Below are 24,136 nucleotides of genomic sequence, written 5' to 3' on the forward strand. Positions count from 1 at the left end.
CAGCCAAATGACTCCTGGAGTGCAACACCGTGCATCGCCCATCCCAATTCGCTCAGCGCGCGCTACCTGTTCTCTTGAGGCTGTTTTCCTCGCTGCCATTACGCATCATCCACGGCATCGGGCGCGCGGGCGGGCGGCTTATCTATGCCTTACCCGGCGGATATCGCCGTCATGTCCAGCGCAATGCTGCGCAGGCCGGATTCAATGCGCCCCGCTTTGCGCGGCAGGCAGCAGCAGAAACCGGTGCAATGATGAGCGAATTGCCGAGGGTTTGGTTTCGTAGCGATGCGTGCATGGCCCAGGTGATTTGCGAGGATTGGAACGTCATCCAGGAGGCATTGGCCGAGCGCAATGGGCTCATCATGCTCACCCCCCACCTGGGTTGCTTTGAGTTGGCCGCACGCTATGCGGCACAACGCATTCCGCTAACAATCATGTTTCGCCCGCATCGCAAAGCCTTGCTGCGCGGCTTGCTGGATGCCGTGCGCGAGACTTCGAACTTGAAGGCAGTGCCGGCAACATCTGAAGGCGTGCGATCGTTCGTACGCGCATTGCGCCAGGGAGATGCGGTCGGCCTTCTTCCCGATCAAGCCCCAAAGGGCGACGGTGTGTGGGTTCCGTTCTTTGGCCGGCCGGCGTACACCATGACGCTGCCGGGCAAGCTCGCCAAGCAGACGAACGCAGCCCTCATTATTGCCGCCGGCGAGCGCCTGCCCGGCGGGCGCGGCTGGCGGATGCACGTGAAGCGCCTGACTGGCCCGCTTCCCGATGGCGCCGAAGCGCAGGCCGCATGGATCAATGCAGAAATGGAAGAGATGGTCAGGCGTTTTCCTCAGCAATACCTGTGGGGCTACAACCGATACAAGGTGCCTGCCGGTGCGCCATCGGCTCCTACGGCCACTCTATAGGCGCATGTGTCCTCTGCGCGCCCGCTCTCATGAAGCGCTTGACCCTGTGCTTAGTTCCTTTGGATAGTCCAGAAAGTGCCAGCTCTGCCGTATGGCCGTAAAGCACAATCAAAAAGGTTGTGTCGACAACGGCCGGTAGGCCGCTGCCCCCGTCCATCGACTGAGCCCTGAGCAGGAGAAGCACGATGCTGCCCCGTTTTGGTGACCTACGTATCGGTGCCCGTCTGGCCATTGCGTTTCTGATTGCAGCTTTGCTTACCGCGCTGCTCGGCGGCATCGCCTATGCCAGGCTCTCGGCAATCGTTGGCGAGTGGAGGGGATATGAGTCGATCACCGTAGCGAAACTGCGTTTGCTTCAACAGGCGAGAGACACGTTCGGCGATGCTGTTCACAACTACAAGGACTATGTCCTGAGAGGTGGCGATTACCGTGCCAAGTTCTTGGCGAATCTGGACGATATTGATAAGGCTGCGCAGATTTCACTTCGCATGGGGGCATTTGCGTCCACCGAAGAAAGCGCCGTCGAGACGCTTCTGACTGCAACGAAGGGCTACCGGGCTTCTTTGGCCAAGCTGGATGCCCTTGTCGAATCAGGCGCATCCATTGAAACCCGAGACAAAGGCGTTGCAGGTGCCGACAAGCCGATTGGCCAAGCGCTCGACGCGCTCATCAACATTGGTATGGAGCGCACGCGGGCGCAGGGCGAGACAGTCACCCATCTTGCGCAAATCGCAGAGCAAACGATTATCGTGGTGACGATTGTCGCCATCGTAGCCGCAGTCATGCTTGCATTCTTCATCACGCGCAGCATTACTGTGCCGCTCGGCTTTGCCGTCTCGGCAACCGAGGCCGTGGCACGCGGAGATTTGACGCAGCAGATCAATACCCACGGCAAAGATGAAACCGGTCGCCTCTTGCGTGCACTGAGCGAGATGAACGCAAGCCTCTTGCGCGTCGTCGGCCATGTGCGCACGGGGGCTGACACGATGGCGTCTGCAACCAGCCAAATCGCGGCGGGCAATCTCGATCTATCTACGCGCACAGAAGAACAGGCCGGCTCGCTGGAAGAAACAGCCTCCAGCATGGAAGAGCTCACTGCGACTGTCCGGCAGAACGCCGACAACGCCCAGCAGGGAAGCACGCTGGCGAGCAGCGCTGCCAACATCGCTCAGAAGGGCAGTGTCGTGGTTGGGAAGGTCGTGAGCACTATGGCCGAAATCAGTGATGGTTCAAGCAAGATCGCTGACATCACCGGCATCATCGAAGGTATTGCATTCCAGACGAACATTCTTGCGCTCAATGCCGCCGTGGAGGCCGCCCGCGCGGGGGATCAAGGCCGCGGCTTTGCAGTGGTGGCAGGTGAAGTTCGTGCACTTGCGCAACGTTCGGCCACGGCTGCGAAGGAAATCAAAGATTTGATTACTGCCTCTGTCAGCAAGGTTGAAGATGGTGCCCAATTGGCGTCTGAGGCCGGGGCGACAATGTCTGAAGTGACATCGGCTATCGCACGGGTGACAGGCATCATGAGCGAGATCGCCGAAGCTTCAGTTGAACAGAGCAGAGGTATCGAGCAGATCAACCTTGCGATTGCCCAGATGGATGAGATGACGCAGCAGAATGCCGCGCTTGTGGAGCAGGCCGCGTCAGCGTCTGCTTCGTTGGAGGATCATGGGCGCCAGCTTCGCGATGCAGTCGCATTCTTCCGCTTGGACAGCAGTGGGCAGATGATTGCGGCGCCGGTCGGAATGGCCTGAGACTGTGGTTGGCGCGGTGTGAATGGCAAGACCAGGCGCTCAATACCGCGCGTTTCTTAACTTGGCGCGACCGAATACACAGCCGTATCAGCCCTGATGCCGAGGTCACGACGGAACGTTTCTGGATCGAACCCCTGCTGAATCTGCTGCGCCTCGATTGCGGATTTCGCGGCCTCCATCGCTTGGAGGCTGGCCCATTCGACGATGGACACCACGTTGAACTCGGTGGCGCCGGCTGTGTGCGTCAGCACTGAGCTTTTCAGGCAACCTGGTTGGGCCGCGAGCAGGGCCCTCGCTTGCTGGATGCGCTCCATGAAAGCCGGCATCGCGGCGGGAGGCACGGCGAAGCGGCCGATGCGGAAAACCGCCATGTGTGAGTCGTCGGAAGCTTGTGCGGATGTCATGCTGAACCTCGTTATTAGGCGTGGATAAAAGATACCGCCGTACTCTAAAATCTCAAGTAAGGTTGAGGTCAAGAGGTTCGCGCATGAAAAAACTTCCTTTGGAAGAAATGGGTATTCCGCTCACGTTGAGCGTGGGAGAGGTATCCCGCCGCAGTGGCGTACCCGTGTCGACACTGCATTTCTACGAGACCAAAGGACTCATCGAAAGTCACCGCACGACGGGCAACCAGCGCCGATATTCGCGCGACGTCCTGCGCCGCGTAGCGTTTGTGCGTGTAGCACAGCGTGTCGGAATTTCTTTGGGTGAGATAGCGGCTGCGCTGGACAAACTGCCCAAGGGCAGCATTCCGGACCGCGAAGCGTGGTCGCGATTGTCGACGACATGGCGCAGTGATCTTGATGAGCGCATCGCTCAACTCAAGAAGCTGCGCGACACATTGGACGATTGCATTGGCTGTGGCTGCTTGTCGATTGACCGGTGCCGCCTGCGCAATCCGCTGGACAAGCTAGCCCAGGAGGGGGCTGGTCCGCGACGACTGATGGTCAAACTTCCGAAATCGTAATGACGGTAAGTCGCGGCGGTGCTCTGCAGACCTGCGCTCTTGCAGCTATGCAGGCAATCCGGCCAAGTTCAACGCATGGCCCAGTTTCGAGGCGAGCGCGGGCGCGCAGTCGACTCCGCTGAACTGTCGCTCGAAGCGGAAAGTCGGGTGCAATTCAAGCACGCGTGCTGCGGCGGTTCGAGCTTCGTCCAGCCGATTGAGGCCAACCAATGGCCCAATCAGGATGACGTAGTTGATGCTGTGGCCCGGGTTTGATTGCACCGCCAGATAGGCCGCTTTTGCTGCTGCTGGCAACTCGTCCTGAAGAAAGTGCCCTAGTGCCTGCGAACCGAATGCAGCAAATGCCCAAGAGTCGAATGGGCTGAGGCGCAAGGCGCGCTCGCCCCATTCGATTGACCGATCTGCAACGGCTGCCCAGCTGTAGAGGACGCTGCCGAAGATGTGGGCCAGTGCGGTCGAAGGGCTGAGCGATAGCGCAGCCTCCAGCGCCGCAAAAGCCGCAGCGCGATCGTGTGCATCCATGCCGAGCGAGAAGCCGGCGAAAGTCAGCGATAACGCATCGTCGCGGCCGTGCTCCATCGCAAGGCGTGCGTGGTGTATCGATGCGGCGCGGTCCGCTTCCTGCAGGCCAGCTCGAAGAAAGCGGTTGTGATAGCACATTGCTGCAAGCGCGTACGCAAGCGCGTACGTGGGGTCCAGCGCCATTGCGCGGTGCAGCAGCGGCAGGGCGTTTGCCGCGCGGTCGGGCATACCGGAATCAACGTCGGGTTGGGCGCGTAACACGAGCTCGTAGGCATCAAGGCTATCGGGCCGTTTGCGACGGATCCGCTCCACCTCGGCACGACGCAAGCTCGGCTCGATCGCACCGACCACCGCCAACGCGATCTCGTCCTGCAAGGCGAACACATCACCGAGCTTGCGATCGTATCGATCTGCCCAGACATGCACACCGCTTTCCGCATCGACAAGCTGTGCGTGAATCCGCACGTGGTCTTCGCTTCTGCGCACGCTGCCTTCGAGCACGTAACGCACGCCAAGATCGCGGCGAACCTGCTTCACGTCGATGGAGCGATCTCGGTAGATGAAGCTGGAGCTGCGTGCGATCACGAACAGCCACTTGATGCGCGATAGGCCGGTGATGATGTCGTCGACCACCCCATCGGCAAACCATTCGGCATCACCTGTGTTCTCGAATGGCAGTACCGCGATCGATGGCTTTTCCAGCATCTGTCCGGCGGACCACTGCGCCGTATAGCCCGCCCCTTGCTGAGCACGCGTAGCAGGCGGCCCAACATAGCGATAGCCATGGCGGGGCAACGTCTCGATCCAGCCTGCGCCGTTGTCTTGAGCGAGCACGCGGCGCAGCGCTGCGATCTGCACCGTGAGGTTGCTCTCCTCGACCACCAGCTTTGGCCACGCCGCTTCAATCAGCGCATCCTTGCTCACAGGCGCAGGGGCATGCTCAAGCAACAGGTGCAGCAAGGCAACCGCGCGCCGGCCGAGAAGCGTTGGCTCGCCACCGCGAAACAGGATTCCTGCCTCGGCATCGAGCGCGAACTGCTCAAACTTGTAAGTGCCTGACATGGTGACGGTGTCCGTAGCTTCGGCAAAATTTTGCAATAAATTCGGATGAGATTCACGACCTTTCGGCGGCACAGATGCAGAGTCAAGACACTCTTCCATACCCTGAACTCGTGGAGGTTCATCATGACTGCAGAAGCGATTATCCGAATGCCCGGAGAGGGCAGGCAGGTGCGGCTTGCCGGGCAACCCATGGCCTTCCTCGTCACCGCAGAGAGTACCCGCTACACGTCGATGTTCGAATGGACGATCCCGGTCGGCTTTTCCACCGGGATGCACGTGCATCGCGTGCAGGAGGAAACCTACTATGTCTTGGAGGGCGAGTGCGACTGGCAAGTTGGCGACCAGCGAGTGCGCGCGACGCCGGGTGCCTACCTCTTCCTGCCGCCCGGCGTCCCGCACAACATCGGCAATACTTCCGGCAAGCCGGTGCGCGTTCTGCTCACCGTGTCGCCGCCCGGGCACGAGCGCTATTTCGAGGAGATTGCCGACATCGTGGCGGGGGGTAATGGAGCGGACTCTGCAAGGATTGCCGAGCTTCGCGCCCGGTACGACACGGACCAGTTATCGTCGCTCGGTACGTAGATGTCGTCGTGAGTATCGACAGGCGCGGGAACGCCAGGAGGCAGATGCTTACAGCGTCTGTTTGCCCTGGCGTGAGTAGCGCAGCGTACCGCTTATGGCAGTTCCTCCGGCGGGCCGAGGGAGCGTGAAAAGGGCCGGCTCGCGGTCGTCTTTTCCGGCTTGCGGCCTATATTGGGTGTTACGGTCGGCATTGCTCGAGCGGAGGGCCCAATGAAACGCTTGTACACCTTCATCACGGTTTCAACGTTCGTGCTTACGGGACTAGTGCTCCAATCCTGCGTCGCATTGGGTGAAAAGCCGCTTGATGAGCAACTGGCCGGCGCCTGGACGTATGTCTCGGTCGATACTGTTCGCCCAGATGGCAGTCGCGCGCCCATGTATGGGCCGCATCCGCAGGGCCTCGTCATCTTTGACGGCCACGGTCACTACGCGCTGGTGAACTCACGGGCCGACCTGCCAAAGTACGTCGCCAACGACCGCATGAAGGGCAGTGCGGACGAGTATCGCGCGGTAGCGCAAGGTTCGATTGCGCACTTTGGCAGCTACGTCGTAAATCAAGCGGACAGAACCATCACCTTCCGCATTGAGACGAGCACATTTCCGAACTGGAACGGGGTAGAGCAGCGCAGGCCGTTCGTCCTCTCGGGAGATGAATTGCGATGGACCACGCCTGCCGCCTCGGGAGGGGGCTCTGGAGAAATTGTGTTGAAGCGAGCCAGATGACGCTGGCGCGTAGCGCTTGAGTGCTTACCCGGGCTTCAAGGAATGCGCGCGGCGCAAATGGTCTGTTGACTTGCGCAGCTTGATCGCCCAAGCCACAACTGGCTCATTGGCATCGTCGACCTTCAGGACGATGAGCATGCCGGTGTAGCGGGCTTTCCGATTTGGCCCGAACGGACGTCCCCAGCCCCGTCGAGCTCAAGACGGTATGATCGCCAGCAGTCTCGAGAATCGCTCGGGGACGACGCCAATGATGGCAAGGAGAACCGCATGATCAAGGTCACCGTGATGTACCCGTACACCGAAGGCGCGCGCTTCGACCACGCCTATTACCGCGACCGGCACATGCCGATGGTGAAGGCGAGGTTGGGCAGTGCCTGCGCCTACTACACCGTCGAAAAAGGCTTGGCCGGTGGAGCGCCCGGTACACCGCCTGCCTTCGTGGCGATGTGCGCGTTGATCTGCGATTCGGCCGAAGGCTTCCAGGCTGCCATGCAAGAGCACGGCGCCGAGATCATGGGTGACATTGCCAACTACACCGAAATCGCACCGGTGGTTCAGGTCAGCGAGGTCGTGGTCGAGCGGTCGGATCGTTGAGCGCATCCTCTGGCATCGTGCGGCAAGCACGTGGAAAGCCGTTTTCTCCAAAGCAGTCCATCCCAATTACCAGCGGACAGTCCTGCCGCGATAGTCGAGATATTCGAGGCCGGGCCGCCCCAGTTTGTTCAGAATCACGTTCACGACGCCCGGAACGCTTTCCTCGATTGACAATCGGCCCTCGGGGCCGCCGAGGTCGGTGCGTACCCAACCGGGGGCGATCAGCAGCATGGCCAAGGGCGTGTGCGCCTGGCGCGCTGCGAAGCTGCGCATGAACTGGTTCAGCGCCGCCTTGCTGCCGCGATAGAGTTCGCGCTGGCCGGATTCGTTGTCGGCAATACTGCCTTGCCCCGACGACATGATCCCGATCAGGCCGGCCGGCGGAACAAGATCGGCCATGCGTTCGACCACGCGCATCGGGCTGAGCGCATTGGTGATCATCAGCGCCACGAAATCCTCCGTGGAGACCTCGCCGATGGTCTGCGTCGGATCCGGGTTGGTTGTCCCCGCGTTGACGAACAGAACGTCGAACATCCGGCCGGACAGGCGCTCACGCAAGGCCTGGATCTGCTCGGGCCGCGTGATATCCAGCGTTTCGATCGCGACCCGGTCCGGATGCGCAGTGGCGAGATCATGCAAGAGCGTTCGGCTGCTGCCGGCGCGGACCGTGCCCACGACATTCCATCCGTTTTTCAGGAATTCGGCGGCCATGGCGTAGCCAAGACCCCGTGAGGCGCCGATCAGCAAAACGGTAGGCGTGTGGATGGGAGCGTCGGACAAGGCGTTCTCCGTTGTGCGCAGGTGATGCAATGCATTGTCGACAGAACTCGCGTCTTGCACCAGACGCCTGGCTGGCAATCCACGATTGCACCGGACGCCATGGTTCGATGCGTTTTCGATTATTCTGGCCGCATGTCACGCGTTGATCTCAACCTCCTGCCCGCACTGGATGCATTGCTCAGCGAGCGTAGTGTTACCGGTGCGGCCCGGCGTCTGAATCTCAGCGTCTCGGCCATGAGCCGCACGCTTTCGCGCTTGCGCGTCGCGACGGGCGATCCCTTGCTGTTGCAGGCTGGCCGCGCGCTGGTGCTGACACCTTATGCCGAGCAACTGAGCCAGCGTATTCCTGCACTGGCCCGTGAAGCAGAGGCGGCGCTCAGTCGTGCTGAACATCGGTTCGACGTGACCACCCTTGCGCAATGCTTCACGGTGCGCGCGGGTGAGGGCTTCGTCGATCTGCTTGGCGCGGCGTTGATGGATCGCCTCCAACGCGCCGCGCCCGGCGTGCAGGTCCGCTTCACGCCCAAGCCGGACTGGAACGCGCAGCCGTTGCGGGACGGTGCGATTGATCTGGAGATCGGTATTGTCCGGACGGCTGCCCCTGAGGTCCGTACGCGGCCGCTTTTCCGCGATCGCTATGTGGGCGTGTGTCGCGCGGGCCATCCTCAGCTCGGCGCTGCGCCCATCAGCCTGGAACAATGGGCAGCATGTGGCCACGTCATGGTTTCGCGGACAGGCCAAGCGGAAAATGCGATCGACGTGTCATTGGAGCCGCCAAACCTTCGGCGGAAGGTGGCAATCGTGGTGCCGACTTATATGAGCGCGATGCAACTGGTGCGCCATTCGGACTTGTTCGCCGCCGTTCCACGTTCCTGCCTGGGGAATGCCTTTGTAACGGATTTCACGGCGGCCAATGGGTTGCAGTATTTCGAACTGCCGCTGGCCATACCCGCTTTCACCATTTCAGAGATCTGGCATCCGCGCCTTGATCACGATCCGGCGCATCAATGGTTTCGCACTGAAGTTCTAGAGCTGTGCCGTGCGGCATATCCGCAGAATCCGCTCGAGATACGCGCCGAAGGCAGGTAGGCCGTTATCGCTGGACAGAGAGCGTGGGAGCGCTGGGTGGCCGGTACCCAAGATAGGCGGACGTCCCGCCATGCATCGCCCAAACTTCGCGCCACGGCGGGATAGGGGGGGGCAGGGCGCGTCGCTGGCGCTCGAGGTGTATTGCCGCCTTTTCAGGCAGTCGTGGAGAACAGGCTTCCCGAACGCTTGCCTTCCGCTTGCTGGGCCTGTGCAAGTTGGCCGATTGCAGTTTCAAGTGCCGCAGAGACCGAGCTTGCCTCCGTCGACAGCGCCTGAAGCCGCGCAGCCGCTTCCTTATCGACAGTGGCTTGTTTCGATTCGGCTTCCATCTGGCTTTGCAATGCTGAAAGCCGCTGCCGCAGCGCATTGATCTGTGCTTTCAACTGTTTGACCACAGGGCTGTCGCTGGACGTGCCCGCGTCGCTCGATGATGGATTCAAGCCAGTCGATGATTGCGCTTGGTCCGTGTTCGAACGGATGTCGTTGCCTTTCGAGGTGGATGGAGCCGCAGCTTCATTCGCTGCTGAGGCGCTGGATGGGCGGCTCGCCGCAGGCGGCACGGCGTTGGGCGTGAGTGAGGGATCGACTCGCATGGCTGATTCTTCTTGTTTGAATGTCGGCAAGCCGGTGATGTGCTTGCCGCTATACATCGGAATGTTTCTTCGGCATGTCCGCCTGGAACTTGAGGAAGACCGAAGAGGCTTCAGTGCGCGGAAGGCCGCGGATTATTTGCTTGACTCTTATATAAGATATAAGACATTTGACCGGGTGGGGTATTGCGATTAGAATCGCGCCCAAGCGGCGCCCGGACCAGCCTCGGGGTGCCCGAAAAGATTCCCCTGTAACGTCATCTCAGCAGGTCTCCCATGCTTGAAAACTTTCGCGCTCACGTGGCCGCCCGCGCCGCGCTCGGTATTCCTCCCCTGCCGCTGACGGCTCAGCAGACCGCCGAACTGGTCGAGCTGCTGACCAACCCGCCCGCCGGTGAAGAGCAGACGCTGCTCGACCTGATTACCCATCGCGTGCCCGCTGGCGTGGACGAAGCCGCCCGTGTGAAGGCCGGCTTCCTGGCCGCCGTGGCGAAGGGTGAAACCGCTTGCCCGCTGATTTCGCGTGCCCGCGCGACCGAACTGCTCGGCACGATGCTGGGCGGCTACAACATCCAGCCGCTGATCGAGCTGCTGTCCGACGACGCCGTCGCCGCCGTCGCTGCCGACGCACTGAAGAAAACCCTGCTGATGTTCGACCAGTTCCATGACGTGAAGGAACTCGCCGACAAGGGCAACGCGCATGCGAAGGCCGTGCTGCAGAGCTGGGCCGACGCCGAATGGTTCACGAGCCGTCCGGAAGTGCCGGAAAGCCTGACCATCACCGTGTTCAAGGTCACGGGCGAAACCAACACCGACGACCTGTCGCCGGCACCGGACGCCACCACCCGCCCGGACATCCCGATGCACGCGCTGGCGATGCTGAAGAACGCGCGCCCCGGCATCACGCCGGAAGAAGACGGCAAGCGCGGTCCGGTCAAGTTCATCGAATCGCTGAAGGAAAAGGGTCACCTGGTCGCCTACGTCGGCGACGTGGTCGGCACCGGCTCCTCGCGCAAGTCGGCTACCAACTCGGTGCTGTGGTTCACGGGCGAAGACATCCCGTTCGTCCCCAACAAGCGCTTCGGCGGCGTGTGCCTCGGCGGCAAGATCGCCCCGATCTTCTACAACACGATGGAAGATGCCGGCGCGCTGCCGATCGAACTCGACGTGTCGCAAATGAACATGGGCGACGTGGTCGAACTGCGCCCGTACGAAGGCAAGGCGCTGAAGGACGGCAAGGTGATCGCCGAATTCCAGGTCAAGTCGGACGTGCTGTTCGACGAAGTGCGTGCCGGCGGCCGCATTCCGCTGATCATCGGCCGCGGCCTGACCGCCAAGGCGCGTGAAGCGCTGGGCCTCGCACCGTCGACGCTGTTCCGCCTGCCGCATCAGCCGGCCGACAGCGGCAAGGGCTTCTCGCTCGCGCAGAAGATGGTCGGTCGCGCGTGCGGCCTGCCGGAAGGCCAGGGCATCCGTCCGGGCACGTACTGCGAACCGAAGATGACCTCGGTCGGCTCGCAAGACACCACCGGCCCGATGACCCGCGACGAACTGAAGGACCTGGCGTGCCTGGGCTTCTCGGCCGACCTCGTGATGCAGTCGTTCTGCCACACCGCTGCGTATCCGAAGCCGGTGGACGTGAAGACGCATCAGACGCTGCCCAACTTCATCAGCACGCGTGGCGGTATCGCGCTGCGCCCGGGCGATGGCGTGATCCACTCGTGGCTGAACCGCATGCTGCTGCCCGACACCGTCGGCACCGGCGGCGACTCGCACACGCGCTTCCCGATCGGTATCAGCTTCCCGGCAGGCTCGGGCCTGGTCGCCTTCGCGGCTGCCACCGGCACGATGCCGCTGGACATGCCGGAATCGGTGCTGGTCCGCTTCAAGGGCAAGATGCAGCCGGGCGTCACGCTGCGTGACCTCGTCAACGCGATTCCGCTGTACGCGATCAAGCAGGGCATGCTGACGGTCGCCAAGCAAGGCAAGAAGAACATCTTCTCGGGCCGCATCCTCGAAATCGAAGGCCTGCCTGACCTGAAGGTCGAGCAAGCGTTCGAGCTGTCGGACGCCTCTGCTGAGCGTTCGGCCGCCGGTTGCACGGTGCACCTGAACAAGGAACCGATCATCGAATACCTGAACAGCAACATCACGCTGCTCAAGTGGATGATCGCGCAGGGCTATCAAGACCCGCGAAGCCTGCAACGCCGAATCAAGGCAATGGAAGCATGGCTGGCCGATCCGCAACTGCTGCAGCCGGATGCTGACGCCGAGTACGCCGCCGTCATCGAGATCGACCTGGCTGACATCCACGAGCCGATCGTGGCCTGCCCGAACGATCCGGACGACGTGAAGACGCTGTCCGACGTGGCCGGCGCGACGATCGACGAAGTGTTCATCGGCTCGTGCATGACCAACATCGGCCACTTCCGTGCGGCGTCGAAGCTGCTGGAAGGCAAGCGCGACATCCCGGTCAAGCTGTGGGTTGCGCCGCCGACCAAGATGGACCAGAAGCAGCTGACCGAAGAAGGCCACTACGGCGTGTTCGGCACGGCCGGCGCCCGCACCGAAATGCCGGGCTGCTCGCTGTGCATGGGCAACCAGGCACAGGTGCGCGAAGGTGCGACGGTTATGTCGACGTCGACCCGCAACTTCCCGAACCGTCTGGGCAAGAACACGAATGTGTATCTGGGTTCGGCGGAACTGGCGGCAATCTGCTCGCGTCTGGGCAAGATTCCGACCAAGGAAGAGTACATGGCCGACATGGGTGTGCTTAACGCGAACGGCGACAAGATCTACAAGTACATGAACTTCGACCAGATCGAAGACTTCAAGGAAGTGGCCGACACCGTGCAGATGTAATGCGTAGTCGCAGCCGCGTCGGGTCGTTCCTGACGCGGTGACGTAAAAAAGGCGCCGGGGGTTGAATGCCCACGGCGCCATTTTTTTTGACCCTTCACTGGATTGCGCAGCTGGCCGAAACTCAAAGGGAGCAGGCTCCCTCAGCCGCGCGCTGTCAGTGGATGATGATCGACACCGTTGAATACGCCGGCACCGTGATCGTCTCGCTGTACGTGCCAGCCTTTGTGCCGCGCGCGACCGGGAACTGGCCGAAGCCTTGCAGCGTGGCCGGTACGGACGTCGGCATGGTGCGCTGGCTGCTGTAGTTCGGGCCGTTCAGCGCCGGGATCGAAAAGCCGCTGTCCGAGCGAGCCGGATACGCAAAGCCCGACGGGCTGCCCGGCACCGGCAGTAGAGCGACCGCCGTGCCCCAGCGACCCGTTGCATCGCCCAGGCCTGCACCACCACCGGCCTGGATTGCGCTGTTCAGTACCGCAGCCGAATCCGTCGACGAGAAGTTCTGCAGCAGATTCGTGTAGTACGCAATGCCGTACTGGCGCAGCAAGAAGCCGCCCAGGCTGCCCGAAATCGGATACCCCGGGCACGACGAAGACAGCGACGGATCAAACGCCGTCAGCGAGCAGTCGTACGCGCTTTGCAGCCAGGCTGGGAAGCGGCTGTCGCGCACGTTGTTGAAGGTGGGGTCGATCTGGCTGGAGAGCACGTCTTCCATCGTCATCGCCGTCATTTCTTCCAGCCACGTGCCGTACATGTACTGCGAGCCGTGCAGCACGCCGCGCTGATAGAAGTTGGCCATGTGGGTGAACTCATGGCCGAGTGTCGAGATGACGGTGTTCAGCCCGTCTGTGCCGCCCAGGTAGATGGTTTCCGAATCCACATACAGCGACAGCGACTGGTTCGACAGCGGCTGCGAGCTGGTGGTGAAGTTGTTGCGCGCCCAGAAATAGCCGACGCGGCCATAGGCCTGGCCGTCGGGCTGGATGTTCAGCACCACGATATCGAGCGCCTGGTTCGGATCGATCAGGCTGGCGGAGCTGGAATAGCTGCCCCACGGCTGGCCGACCAGCGAAGTGGCCAGCGTGTAGACCGACTGCGTGCCCGAAGCAAACTTGGTGATGAGCGTATTGATGATGCCGTCGCTGATCTTGCTCGTACCGTACTCGGTGTTTTCCACCCACAGGTTGATGACGCGACCATCCGTGGCTGTGGTTTGCTGGCGCAGCGTGGCCGTGCGCACGGTGGCGGTGCCGTCCGGCTGCTGGTGGTTCCACGTACGCTGCGTGCCGACGCTGGCCACCGACTGCGGACGCAGGACCGTATCGTTGGAGGCACCTTGCGTTTTGAGCGGGCCGCCACCGGTGGCGTATCCGTCCAGCGCATGCATGTTGAAATCGGAAAGCTGGCGGTCGAACGCGGCGTTGGCGTCATTGCCCGCCACGTCGGCGGCAGTCTTCGGGACTGGCGTGCCCGTGGCGTTCAGCAGCCCCAGCCCTGTCAGCGAGATGGACGGCATCGGCTGAGCCGCCGCACTCTGGTTGGTGTAGACGAGCGTCACGCTCTGACCGGTGAGCCCCGCGATCGACACTGGCACCGAGCCGGCTGCTCCGCCCGTATTGGTGGCTTGCCACACGCCCACGCCGGAGCCGGCGTAAGTATTGCCCAGTGCGCCGCAGTTCGACCCGCTGCACGCCGCCGCCACGGTGATATTGGCTGACGAGCCTTGTGTGGACGCCGGGGTGGCCCCCGAGCCGCCACCGCCACCGCCGCCACCACAGGCGGCCAGAGTACCTGCCGCGGCCACCATCATCGCGATGGTCCATTGCTTCGTGCCGCGCACGTTGTTGCTGCTGCGTTCCATCCACTTCTCTCCAATTCCGCACATAACAAATGCCTGCACAGGGGCGGCTCGTGACTGCCTCAAGCGCAACATGCGGACGGATTCTCAAGGTGAAGTGGCGGATTCGATCCGTGGAAATGACGCCCTCACAGGCGCCAATTCCCCCCGATGTGGGGGTGCGCAAAGTTTGCGTTGTCGAAAAGGTTGAAAAAGTCGTAGCCGCGGGATGTAGATGCAGAAAACGGAGGAGGGAGCTCGGCGCCACTTTGGCGACGGTGCCGTCCGCTAGAATGGGCCGCCCGCTCATTCACAGCGCCGCAAACGCGCTCAATACGTCACCCGCCGATGCTCGTTGCGCAGCTCAAATCGTTCTTCATGGTCGCCCGCCTGGGCAGCATCACGCTGGCCGCCAAGCAGCTTGGCCTGTCGCAGCCGACCGTGACTTCGCAGATCCGCGCCCTGGAAGAGGCCTACGGCGTCGAGCTGTTCTACCGGGGCGGTCGCCGGCTGAGTCTGTCTGATGCCGGCGTACGGCTGATGCCGCTGGTAGACCAGCTCGTGCGCCAGGAAACCGAGATCGATTTCTTCCTGCGCAACTCCGGCGACATGGGATCGGGCCACCTGCGCATCGGCGCGACGGCGCCGTATTACGTGCTCGACATCGTGGACCGCTTCTGCAAGAGCCACCCTGGCATCGATGTCAGCATCGAAGCCGGCAATTCGGTGCAGATGCTCGAGGCGCTGCAGGAGTACCGGGTGGACGTGGCCTCGTCGTCGCAGCGGGTGGACGACGCGCGCTTTCTGCGCATTGAACTGGCCCGCGATCCGCTCGTGCTGGTGGTGCATCGCAGCCACGCGCTCGCCGACCGGACGAGCGTGCCTGTGAGCGTGCTGTCGCAATGCCGGCTGCTGGTGCGCGAAGTCGGGTCGACCACGCGCGCCATGACCGAAACGATGATGGCCCAGGCAGGTGTGACGCCGGCCTCTACGGTGGAGATCGGCAGCCGGGAATCCATCCGGGAGGCCATCACGCGCAACCTGGGCGTGAGCGTCATCGCCCGCCAGGAAGTACCGAGCCATGCCGATCTGCGCGTGCTGCCGTTCGAAGGCGGGGCGCCGGAACTGAGCGAATACCTGTATTGCCTGCAGGATCGGCGGGATGCGCGATTGATTGCCGCCTTCCTGAGCGAAGTCCGGCCGGTCTCGTCATAGACAAACCAAAATCCGGAAATGCGCGCATTGGCGTTTTTGGGGTAACTGCCACAAGGGGTACATGTCGGCTGGCTACAGTGGCGACCGTTTTTGCCACTGTCTGCGCCCCCGTGCCCCTATCTCAGCCTGTTACCAACCCAACCTCGGGTTCCGCCGCGCCGTTCCTGTCCGTGCGGCAAGTCTCGCGCCGCTTTGGCGCGTTCACGGCGCTCGATGGTGTGTCGCTGGATGTGGCGCAGGGCGAATTTGTCTGCCTGCTGGGCCCGTCGGGCTGCGGCAAGACGACCCTGCTGCGCATCATTGCCGGGCTGGAGGCGCACGACGGCGGCCAGATCGTCGCCGGTGGCCGCGATATTTCCAGCCTGCCCCCGCGCGAGCGTGACTACGGCATCGTCTTCCAGTCGTACGCGCTGTTCCCCAACCTGACGGTTGCGCAGAACGTCGGTTACGGGCTGGACAGCAGCAACGGCAACCGTGCGCGCATGCAGGCGCGTGTCTCGGAGATGCTCGCCCTGGTCGGCCTGGCCGGCAGCGAGGCGAAATACCCGTCGCAGCTGTCGGGCGGCCAGCAGCAGCGTGTGGCACTGGCCCGCGCGCTGGCGCCCGCGCCATCGCTGTTGCTGCTGGATGAGCCGATGTCGGCGTTGGACGCCCAGGTGCGCGAACACCTGCGCATCGAGCTGCGCCGCCTGCAGCGCAAGCTGAACGTCACCACGCTGATGGTTACGCATGACCAGGACGAGGCCATGGCAATGGCCGATCGCATCGCGGTGATGTCCAACGGCCGCATTGAGCAGACGGGCTCGCCGGCGGAGATTTATTCGCGCCCGGCCACCGGCTTTGTCGCCGGGTTTGTCGGCCAGGCCAACTGGCTGCCGCTCGAACGCGCGGAGGACGGCACGCCCACGCTGGCCGGCCAACCGTTGCTACTCGATCCGGCTTTCGCCGATGGCGGATCGATGCAAGGCCGCCTGTTCTGCCGCCCCGAGGCCGTCACGCTGCACCCCGACGACGACGCTCCCAACCGCCATCTCGCCCGCGTGGTCGACCAGATCTACCTGGGCAGCCGCACGCGCGTGACGCTGTCGATCGATGGCCTGGCCGATGCACCGCTGGTGGCCGAAGTGGCATCGAACGCCCTGCAAGCCGGCCGCAATGACCTGGCTGACAGCAAGCTTTGGATCGCGCTGGAGCGCGACGGCCTGCGCGTGTATGCCTGAGGCCGCCATGTCGATGCTGCCCCCCGAGGCCAACGTGGTTGCAGCCACGCAATCCGACCCGGTTCGCTCTGCGAGCCGTCCTTTCTGGCGTACCGATACGCCCGTGCTGACCGGCATGAAGCTTGGCTGGCTGCTGTTGCTCACCATCGGCTTGCTGTTGCCGACAGCGATGATGTTGTTGCAGGCCACGGGGCTGGTCGCCAGTGTGCGCAGCACAGACGAGCACGGCCTGACGCTGGTTGCCCACGTGGTGCGGGCGCCGAATTTTCTCGACATGGTTGGCCGTACGCTGGCCGTGTCCGGCGCCGTGGCCGCCATTGTGGTGCCGCTGGCGTTTGCCCTGGCTTACGCGGTGCAACGCACCCGCATGCCGTTGCGCGGCACGATGCGTACGCTGGCGATGCTGCCGCTGTTTGCACCGTCGCTGCTGCCGGGCATTGCGCTGGTCTACCTGTTCGGCAACCAGGGCCTGTTCAAGGCATGGATGAACGGCAGCAACATCTATGGCTTCTGGGGCATCGTGCTGGGTGAGGTGTTCTACACGTTTCCGTATGCACTGATGCTGCTGCTGGCGACCCTCACACTGGCGGACGGCCGGCTGTATGACGCCGCACGTGCCATGGGCGCAAGCCCGTGGCGCACGTTCCGCACGGTCACGCTGCCCGGCGCGCGCTACGGCTTGTTTGGCGCCTTCGCGCTGGTCTTCACGCTGGTCGCGACCGACTTTGGCGTGCCGACCGTGGTGGGCGGCAGCTACCAGGTGCTGGCCGTGGAGGCCTACAAGGCGGTGGTCGGCCAGCAGCAGTTTGCGCGCGGCGCCGTCATCGGCTTGATGCTGCTACTGCCTGCGCTGCTGACCTTTGCGGTAGAGCGCTTCGTGCAGCGTCGCCAGCACGCCGCGCTGGCCAGCCGTGCACAGCCATATCACCCGCAGCCGGATCGCGTGCGTGACGGGCTCTTCCTGCTGCTGAGCGTGCTGGTGGTCGGCGGGATTCTGCTGATGCTGGCCACCGCCATTGGCGCGTCGCTGGTCAAGCTCTGGCCGTACAACCTCGAGCTGTCGCTGCGCAACTACGACTTCGACAACATGGACGGCGGCGGCTGGCTTGCGTATCGCAACAGCCTGAAGCTGGCCGCGCTCACAACCGTGTTCGGTACCGCACTGATATTCACCGGCGCCTGGCTGGTCGAAAAAACGCGCGCCGCAGGGTGGCTGCAATCGTGGCTGCATTCGGCCATCCGCTTTGCGGTGCTGTTGCCGATGGCGGTGCCCGGCCTCGTGCTGGGTCTAGGCTACGTGTTCTTCTTCAACCATCCGGCCAATCCGCTCAACGGCCTGTATGGCGGCATGGCGCTGATGGTGCTCTGCACGATCATGCATTGCGCCACGGCGGCGCACCTGACATCCGTAGCGTCGCTGGGGCAGCTCGATCCGGTGTTCGAGGCGGTGTCGGCCTCGCTCAAGGTGTCGGCGCTGCGCACGTACTGGCGCGTGACGCTGCCGATGTGTCTGCCTGCCGTCCTGTCGTGCGCGCGCTATCTGTTCGTGTCGGCCATGACCACCGTGTCGGCCGTGATCTTCCTTTACAGCCCGGACACCGTGCTCGCGTCCGTGGCCGTGTTGAACATGGACGACGCCGGCGACATCGGCCCCGCCGCGGCCATGTCCACGCTCATTCTTGTCACGTCGATCGTCGTATCGCTGCTGCTGGAGCTGGCCATGCGCGGCATCGTGCGCCGCACGCAGGCCTGGCGCACGGCGGCGCATTGAATTCGTAGTCCGTCATAGCAGAACCGCAACAAGCAGAAAGGAAGCAAGAACATGGGTGACTCCTCCCCGATCTCGGCGCGCCAGGCGGGCGCAGACCGCCTCAACCCTGGCAACACGCCGTTGCGGCTCGAGGCCGCGGTCCTGGACTGGGCTGGCACCGTGGTCGATTTCGGCTCGTTTGCCCCGACGCAGATCTTCGTCGAAGCGTTTGCCGAGTTTGGCGTGGCCATCACGCTGGACGAAGCACGTGGCCCCATGGGCCTGGGCAAGTGGGACCACATCCGCACGCTGTGCAACGACGGCGCGATTGCCGCGCGCTTCTCGCTCGCACACGGCCGCATGCCCACCGATGACGATGTCACCGCCATCTACAACCGCTTCATGCCGCTGCAGATCGAAAAGGTCGGCGCGCATTCCGCCCTGATTCCGGGCGCGCTGGACACCGTCGCCGCGCTGCGCGAAGCCGGTTTGAAGATCGGCACGTGCTCGGGTTACCCGCGCGTGGTGATGGACCGTGTAGTCGACTTGGCTGCCAGTGCCGGCTACATGCCCGACTGCGTGGTCGCTTGCGATGAAGTGCCCCGCGCCCGCCCGTGGCCTGCGCAGGCCCTGCGTTGCGTGGTCGATCTTGCGATTGGTGACGTAGCCGCCTGCGTGAAGGTCGACGACACCGTGCCCGGCATCGAAGAGGGCCGCCGGGCCGGCATGTGGACCGTTGCGCTGCTGATGTCGGGCAACGCGCTCGGCCTGCCGTACGAACAGTACGCCGCGCTGTCTGCGGACGAGCGTGCGCGCCATCGGGTCGCCATCTCGGCCGGTTTTTCCGCCTGCCGTCCGCATTACGAGATCGACACGATTGCCGATCTGCCTGAAGTCGTGGCCGACATCAACCGCCGCCTCGCGCGCGGTGATCGCCCGCAGTGCATTTGAGTTTGTAGTCCTGTTCGTTGTCTTTTCCGCTGCATCACACCATACCGAGGAAACCATGACCGCACGTCTTTCCCTGCTGGCTGTCGCAATCACGTCGGCAACGATGGCGTTTGCCACGTCGGCATTCGCCAAGACCACGTTGACCGTGTACACGGCACTGGAAGCTGACCAAGTGAAGGCGTACCAGGAGGCTTTCGAGAAGGCCAATCCGGACATCGAGATCAAGTGGGTGCGCGACTCCACTGGCGTTGTCACCGCCAAGCTGCTGGCCGAGAAGAACAACCCGCGCGCTGACGTGGTGTGGGGCCTTGCCGCATCGAGCCTGGCCATCCTGGACAAGGAAGGCATGCTGACGCCGTACGCGCCGGCCGATCTGGCGAAGATCGGTGCGACGTACCGCGACAAGGCGAACCCGCCGGCATGGGTTGGCATGGATGCCTGGGGCGCCGCCATCTGCTTCAACACCGTCGAAGCAGAAAAGCAGCACCTGCCGAAGCCGACTTCCTGGGCAGACCTCACCAAGCCCGTGTACGCCGGCAAGATCGTCATGCCGAACCCGGCCTCGTCCGGCACGGGTTACCTCGACGTCAGCGCATGGCTGCAGATGCTGGGTGAGCAAAAGGGCTGGGCCTACATGGACGCGCTGCATCAGAACATCGGCCAGTACACGCACTCGGGCTCCAAGCCTTGCAAGATGGCGGCCTCGGGTGAATTCCCGATCGGTATCGCGTTTGAATACCGTGCCGTGAAATCGAAGAAGGAAGGTGCACCCATCGACATCGTGCTGCCGTCCGAAGGCCTGGGCTGGGACGTGGAAGCCACCGGCATCATGAAGGGCACCAAGAACCTGGACGCCGCCAAGAAGCTGGCTGACTTTTCGGCAAGCCCGGCTGCAATGGCGCTGTACGAGAAGAACTTTGCCGTGGTCGCCACGCCGGGCTTCTCCAAGCCGGATCCGCTGCTGCCGGCTGACTACGAAAAGCGTCTGATCAAGAACGACTTCACGTGGGCCAGCGCCAACCGCGACCGCATCCTGGCCGAGTGGACGAAGCGCTACGACGGCAAGTCGGAGAAGAAGTAAGCGATGCAAGCTCCCGTGACTCTTGGGGGCCTGGATGCCAGCACCGACGTCGCCATTGTCGGGGCTGGCATTCTGGGCTTGGCGCATGCAGCCGCTGCCGTCAAACGCGGCCTGCGCGTGACGGTGTTCGAGCGCAGTGATATTGCCGTCGGCGCGTCTATTCGCAATTTCGGTCAGATGCTGGTGACTGGCCAGCCGCCCGGCATCATGCTGGACCTCGCGCGTGAAAGCCGCGCGCTGTATCTCGACTGGGCCGACAAGGCAGGCATCTTTGCGCGCGCCAACGGTGCGCTGCTGTTTGCCCGCAATGTCTCAGAAGAGGCCGTGCTGGACGAGTTCATGGCGACGCGCGCAACGGCCTTCGGCTACAACGTCAAGCTGTTGCGCAGCGCAGACCTGGCAAACCTCTACGATGGCCGCTTCATGCGCCACCGCGCAGCGCTTCAGGGCTTCGATGACCTGCAGCTCTATTCGCGCGAAGCCATTCCGGCGCTGGCGTCTTGGCTTGCCACGCAAGGCGTGCGCTTCCATTTCGGTACGCTGGTGCGCCATGTGGAAGGCGGCCGGCTGGAGACCACCGCCGGCGTGTGCAACGCCCAGCGTGTGATTGTCTGCAGCGGCCATGATTACCAGACGTTGTGCGCTGACCACCTTCGCGCGCTGCAACCGCAGGTGTGCCGCTTGCAGATGCTGCGCGTCACGCCCGAAGACGGCTTCCGCCTGGAGCACGCCGTGCTAACCGGGCTGTCATGCACGCACTACGGGGCATTTGCTGATTTGCCAACCGCCCGTGCGCTGGCCATGCAGATTGAACATCAGCGCCCCGAGCTGGCGCGTCACGGCATTCACCTGCTGGTCAGTCCAACGCCCTATGGCGACTGGATCATTGGTGATTCGCACGACTACGGCCAGGACGCCCGCCCGTTCAATGCCGAGTCGGTCGACAACATCATGCTCGACCTCGCGCGTGACACGTTTGGCAGCAAGCTGCGCGTGGTGGAGCGTTGGCAGGGCGTATATGGCGCCAAGTGCCATGTACCCGGCAGCGGCGCGTTCTCCATCACCTGCGTCGACGATCGCACCACCGTCGCGCTGATGCACAGCGGCATCGGCATGAGCGTGGGACCGGCGCTGGCGCATCGGCATATGGATGCACTCGTCGACGGCACCGAATTGCCGCAATGGACGCCACCCGCAGGTTCGCCCGCAGCGCCCGCAACTGTGGCTGCCTGACGGAGCGTCGCTCACCGACAAGACGCCCGCACGGTTCACGCCGCGCGGGCGTTCTTGTTTTCAGGCAGCAAAGAGTTCGACGATCGGCCAGCCGCGCGATTCGGCCACGGCACGCAAGGTGCTGTCGGGGCTCACGGCCACCGGGTGTGAAACCGCTTCGAGCAGCGGCAGGTCGTTGCGTGAATCGCTGTAGAACACGGTGCGCGAGAAGTCCGTCATGCGCTGGCCGCGCTGCGCGAGCCACTCCGTCACGCGGACGATCTTGCCCGCGCCGAACGTGGCCGTGCCGAGCGGATTGCCCGTGAAGGCACCATCGCTGCGGCCGTTGACCGTCTCGCCCTCCACCGCCAGCAGATGCGGCACGTTGAACGCCGCGGCAATCGGCTCGGTCAGGTAGCGGTGCGTGGCGGTCACGATGCAGCAAAGGTCGCCGGCGCGCAGGTGCGAGTCGACCAGTTGCCGCGCACGCGGCAGCATGGCCGGTGTGATGATGTCGCGCAGGAACGTGGCACGCCAAGCGTCGAGCCGCGTGCGCGGGTGCTGGGCCAGCAGGCCGAGCGAGAAGCGCGCGTGTCGCGCAAAGTCGAGCGTGCCGTCACGGTATTCCCGCATCCAGCATTCGTTGGCTTGCTCGAAGACGCTTCGATCCACGGCACCCTGGGCGACCAGGAAGCGGCCCCATTCGTATTCGCTGTCAATGGGCAGCAGGGTGTGGTCCAGGTCGAACAGGGCAAGCGATTGCATACAGCAGGCGGGCGGGGGCGGTTGAAAAACCGCGAGGTTACGGCCCTAGCGCGTCGCGGCTGTGTCCATCGCCATAACTTTGGCGATGAACGCATCGGCCTTTTTATTGGGTGCCTGTGCAAGCCGCGGGTCCACGCAGTCAAGGAACGCGCGCACCAGCCGCGCGTCCTTGCGCTCCTTCAGGAAGTACAGGTATTCGTGGATGACCGGCGCGTTGCCGGCAAACGGCAGCACGCGCACGTCGGGCCGGCGCGGCGCTTCACGCGCGGGCACGATGCTGCAGCCCAGCCTCAGGCTGATCGCCTCGTAAATGGCTTCGCGACTGCCGATGATGCTCGTGTTGGCGGGCTCGATGCCAGCCTTGGCGAACGCGTCTTCGGTGACGCGGCGGGTGACGGAGCCGGGCTCGCGCATCAGCAGTTGGCAGCCGGCAATGTCATCCAACGTAATGTTCGGGCGCCGTGCAAGCGCGTGGTCCAGCGGCACCACCAGCACCATCGTGTCTTCGGCCAGCGTGATGCGATGCAGGCGTTCGTCATCCACCGCGTGAGACGAAACCGCCAGGTCGATACGCACCTCCGACAGCGCTTCGAGCATCTGCTGCGAGTTGCCGAATTCGATGGTGATCTCAATGGTCGGATGCCGCGCGCGAAACGCCGCCACGCTGGGCAGGATGTAGTACGGGCCCGTAGCGCCCACGCGCAGGTTGCCGGTGCGCAGATCGCCGGCATTGCGCAGGAGAAAATCGACGTCACCTTCCTGCTGCGCCAGGCGCTCGACGATGGGCATAAGGCTCACACCAAGGTCGGACAGGTCCAGCCGGCTGCCGCGGCGGTGGAACAACTCCACGCCGTACATCTCTTCCAGCTGGCGGATGCGTCCGGTCACGGTCGGCTGCGACAGGCGCAGGTGCTTGGCAGCGGAGGTAACGCTGCCCTGGCGCGCCACCTCGAAGAACGACATCAGTAGATCGCCCAGCATGGTTGTGTTTCCCTGATATGTCTTTTTGATCGTCAGGTGCACAGTCTAGGCAGCGTTTGTGACGCTACATACCGTGAAACCTTACGGTCAGCCAAGGCCGCAGACGCTGGCGGCCGGCAACTGCCACGCGCGTGTCAACGTGGTATGCGTCGATTTCAAAGTGGCAGGGCATTGCGAAGAGGGCGCCGGGCGCACATCGTGCTACCGTATGAACCTATGCGCGCAACAGAGGAGACACCATGCCGGTGCTGAAGGTCGATGTCGTCACGGCAGAAGAGCGGCTGTACGAAGGCAACGCCAAGTTTGTGGTCATCCCCGGCACCGAGGGTGAACTGGGCATCCTGCCTGGCCATGAACGTCTGCTGACGCGCATGCGCCCGGGCAGTCTCCGCGTCACACAGGAGAACGGTGAAGAGGTGATTCTGTTTGTGGCGGGCGGCTTTGTCGACGTCCAGCCCGAGCAGGTCATTGTGCTGGCAGACACCGCCGTGCGCGCACACGATCTGGATGAGGCAAAGGCGCAGCAGGCCCGCAAGGCGGCTGAGGAGCTGATGCAGAACAGCAAGAGCAAGTTCGACTACGCGCGCGCGCAGGCTGAGTTGGCTGAAGCCGTGGCACAACTGGCCGCCATCGAACGTTTGCGCAAGCGCCGCCGCTGAGCCTCTTCCGTCACAAATGGCCCCCGCTGGCCTCA

General features: G+C 63.3%; 22 protein-coding genes. 15 read left to right on the top strand and 7 right to left on the bottom strand.

Annotation, left to right across the window (positions count from 1 at the left end; all coding sequences use genetic code 11):
* Positions 1 to 29: 29 nt before the first annotated feature.
* On the top strand, positions 30 to 908 hold the full coding sequence (locus ACTJK6_RS09255; RefSeq protein ID WP_440838811.1) for a lysophospholipid acyltransferase family protein: 879 nt from the start codon (positions 30 to 32) through the stop codon (positions 906 to 908).
* Positions 909 to 1,093: 185 nt separating this feature from the next.
* Entirely contained in the window at positions 1,094 to 2,662 is a 1,569-nt protein-coding gene (locus tag ACTJK6_RS09260) for a methyl-accepting chemotaxis protein (protein WP_440838812.1), read from the top strand.
* Between the two features lie 56 nt (positions 2,663 to 2,718).
* On the opposite strand, the gene ACTJK6_RS09265 is transcribed toward ACTJK6_RS09260, so the two are convergent.
* Positions 2,719 to 3,066, bottom strand: a complete 348-nt coding sequence (locus ACTJK6_RS09265; RefSeq protein WP_440838813.1) for an antibiotic biosynthesis monooxygenase family protein — start codon at positions 3,064 to 3,066, stop codon at positions 2,719 to 2,721.
* Positions 3,067 to 3,149: 83 nt separating this feature from the next.
* On the opposite strand from ACTJK6_RS09265, the gene soxR reads away from it, so the two are divergent.
* Positions 3,150 to 3,629 carry a redox-sensitive transcriptional activator SoxR gene (gene soxR / locus ACTJK6_RS09270; RefSeq protein WP_232039353.1) on the top strand — a complete coding sequence of 160 codons (480 nt, stop codon included), beginning with the start codon at positions 3,150 to 3,152 and terminating at the stop codon, positions 3,627 to 3,629.
* A gap of 45 nt (positions 3,630 to 3,674) precedes the next feature.
* Here soxR and ACTJK6_RS09275 read toward each other — a convergent pair whose 3' ends face one another.
* Positions 3,675 to 5,399: a winged helix-turn-helix domain-containing protein gene (locus tag ACTJK6_RS09275; RefSeq protein WP_440838814.1), complete on the bottom strand. Its 1,725-nt coding sequence runs from the start codon at positions 5,397 to 5,399 to the stop codon at positions 3,675 to 3,677.
* 3 nt (positions 5,400 to 5,402) lie between these two features.
* Between ACTJK6_RS09275 and ACTJK6_RS09280 the strand changes: the two genes are divergently transcribed.
* The 3 genes from ACTJK6_RS09280 to ACTJK6_RS09290 all read left to right on the top strand — a co-directional run bounded on the left by ACTJK6_RS09280 (position 5,403) and on the right by ACTJK6_RS09290 (position 7,112).
* Positions 5,403 to 5,795: a cupin domain-containing protein gene (locus tag ACTJK6_RS09280; protein ID WP_260804311.1), complete on the top strand. Its 393-nt coding sequence runs from the start codon at positions 5,403 to 5,405 to the stop codon at positions 5,793 to 5,795.
* 210 nt (positions 5,796 to 6,005) lie between these two features.
* The gene (locus tag ACTJK6_RS09285; protein WP_440838815.1) at positions 6,006 to 6,518 is read left to right on the top strand and encodes a lipocalin-like domain-containing protein; all 513 of its coding nucleotides are present in this window, start codon (positions 6,006 to 6,008) and stop codon (positions 6,516 to 6,518) included.
* Between the two features lie 267 nt (positions 6,519 to 6,785).
* Positions 6,786 to 7,112 (top strand): EthD family reductase, encoded by a 327-nt coding sequence (locus ACTJK6_RS09290; RefSeq protein WP_440077147.1) that lies wholly within the window; start codon positions 6,786 to 6,788, stop codon positions 7,110 to 7,112.
* 66 nt (positions 7,113 to 7,178) lie between these two features.
* Here ACTJK6_RS09290 and ACTJK6_RS09295 read toward each other — a convergent pair whose 3' ends face one another.
* Entirely contained in the window at positions 7,179 to 7,892 is a 714-nt protein-coding gene (locus ACTJK6_RS09295; RefSeq protein ID WP_440838816.1) for an SDR family NAD(P)-dependent oxidoreductase, read from the bottom strand.
* Positions 7,893 to 8,024: 132 nt separating this feature from the next.
* On the opposite strand from ACTJK6_RS09295, the gene ACTJK6_RS09300 reads away from it, so the two are divergent.
* Positions 8,025 to 8,981, top strand: coding sequence for a LysR family transcriptional regulator (locus ACTJK6_RS09300; RefSeq protein WP_440839299.1), 957 nt, complete (start codon positions 8,025 to 8,027; stop codon positions 8,979 to 8,981).
* Between the two features lie 152 nt (positions 8,982 to 9,133).
* Here the strand turns inward: ACTJK6_RS09300 and ACTJK6_RS09305 are convergent, their stop codons facing one another.
* Positions 9,134 to 9,631, bottom strand: coding sequence for a hypothetical protein (locus ACTJK6_RS09305; protein ID WP_440838817.1), 498 nt, complete (start codon positions 9,629 to 9,631; stop codon positions 9,134 to 9,136).
* 216 nt (positions 9,632 to 9,847) lie between these two features.
* On the opposite strand from ACTJK6_RS09305, the gene acnB reads away from it, so the two are divergent.
* Entirely contained in the window at positions 9,848 to 12,433 is a 2,586-nt protein-coding gene (gene acnB / locus ACTJK6_RS09310) for a bifunctional aconitate hydratase 2/2-methylisocitrate dehydratase (protein ID WP_260804306.1), read from the top strand.
* Between the two features lie 154 nt (positions 12,434 to 12,587).
* Here the strand turns inward: acnB and ACTJK6_RS09315 are convergent, their stop codons facing one another.
* Complete coding sequence (locus ACTJK6_RS09315) at positions 12,588 to 14,291, bottom strand: M30 family zinc metallopeptidase (RefSeq protein ID WP_414562369.1); 1,704 nt, start codon at positions 14,289 to 14,291, stop codon at positions 12,588 to 12,590.
* Positions 14,292 to 14,615: 324 nt separating this feature from the next.
* Between ACTJK6_RS09315 and ACTJK6_RS09320 the strand changes: the two genes are divergently transcribed.
* From ACTJK6_RS09320 to ACTJK6_RS09345, 6 genes are all read left to right on the top strand, one after another.
* Positions 14,616 to 15,482: a LysR family transcriptional regulator gene (locus ACTJK6_RS09320; RefSeq protein WP_322018276.1), complete on the top strand. Its 867-nt coding sequence runs from the start codon at positions 14,616 to 14,618 to the stop codon at positions 15,480 to 15,482.
* A 77-nt stretch (positions 15,483 to 15,559) separates the two neighbouring features.
* Positions 15,560 to 16,702, top strand: a complete 1,143-nt coding sequence (locus ACTJK6_RS09325) for a putative 2-aminoethylphosphonate ABC transporter ATP-binding protein (protein WP_440838818.1) — start codon at positions 15,560 to 15,562, stop codon at positions 16,700 to 16,702.
* Positions 16,703 to 16,709: 7 nt separating this feature from the next.
* Positions 16,710 to 18,473, top strand: coding sequence for a putative 2-aminoethylphosphonate ABC transporter permease subunit (locus ACTJK6_RS09330; RefSeq protein ID WP_440838819.1), 1,764 nt, complete (start codon positions 16,710 to 16,712; stop codon positions 18,471 to 18,473).
* A 51-nt stretch (positions 18,474 to 18,524) separates the two neighbouring features.
* Complete coding sequence (phnX, locus tag ACTJK6_RS09335; RefSeq protein WP_232039365.1) at positions 18,525 to 19,403, top strand: phosphonoacetaldehyde hydrolase; 879 nt, start codon at positions 18,525 to 18,527, stop codon at positions 19,401 to 19,403.
* Positions 19,404 to 19,458: 55 nt separating this feature from the next.
* A complete protein-coding gene (locus ACTJK6_RS09340; protein ID WP_232039366.1) occupies positions 19,459 to 20,484 on the top strand; it encodes a putative 2-aminoethylphosphonate ABC transporter substrate-binding protein in 1,026 nt (341 codons plus the stop codon).
* Positions 20,485 to 20,487: 3 nt separating this feature from the next.
* Positions 20,488 to 21,717, top strand: coding sequence for a TIGR03364 family FAD-dependent oxidoreductase (locus ACTJK6_RS09345; RefSeq protein ID WP_440838820.1), 1,230 nt, complete (start codon positions 20,488 to 20,490; stop codon positions 21,715 to 21,717).
* Positions 21,718 to 21,777: 60 nt separating this feature from the next.
* On the opposite strand, the gene ACTJK6_RS09350 is transcribed toward ACTJK6_RS09345, so the two are convergent.
* Positions 21,778 to 22,461, bottom strand: a complete 684-nt coding sequence (locus ACTJK6_RS09350) for an HAD family hydrolase (RefSeq protein ID WP_440476443.1) — start codon at positions 22,459 to 22,461, stop codon at positions 21,778 to 21,780.
* A gap of 45 nt (positions 22,462 to 22,506) precedes the next feature.
* A complete protein-coding gene (locus tag ACTJK6_RS09355) occupies positions 22,507 to 23,442 on the bottom strand; it encodes a LysR substrate-binding domain-containing protein (protein WP_440838821.1) in 936 nt (311 codons plus the stop codon).
* A 239-nt stretch (positions 23,443 to 23,681) separates the two neighbouring features.
* Here ACTJK6_RS09355 and ACTJK6_RS09360 point away from each other — a divergent pair, with 239 nt between their 5' ends.
* Positions 23,682 to 24,101, top strand: coding sequence for a F0F1 ATP synthase subunit epsilon (locus ACTJK6_RS09360; protein WP_232039370.1), 420 nt, complete (start codon positions 23,682 to 23,684; stop codon positions 24,099 to 24,101).
* The last annotated feature ends 35 nt before the right edge of the window (positions 24,102 to 24,136 follow it).

This window comes from Ralstonia sp. 22086 (assembly GCF_052045975.1).
In the GTDB taxonomy this organism is placed as follows: Bacteria; Pseudomonadota; Gammaproteobacteria; order Burkholderiales; family Burkholderiaceae; genus Ralstonia; species Ralstonia wenshanensis.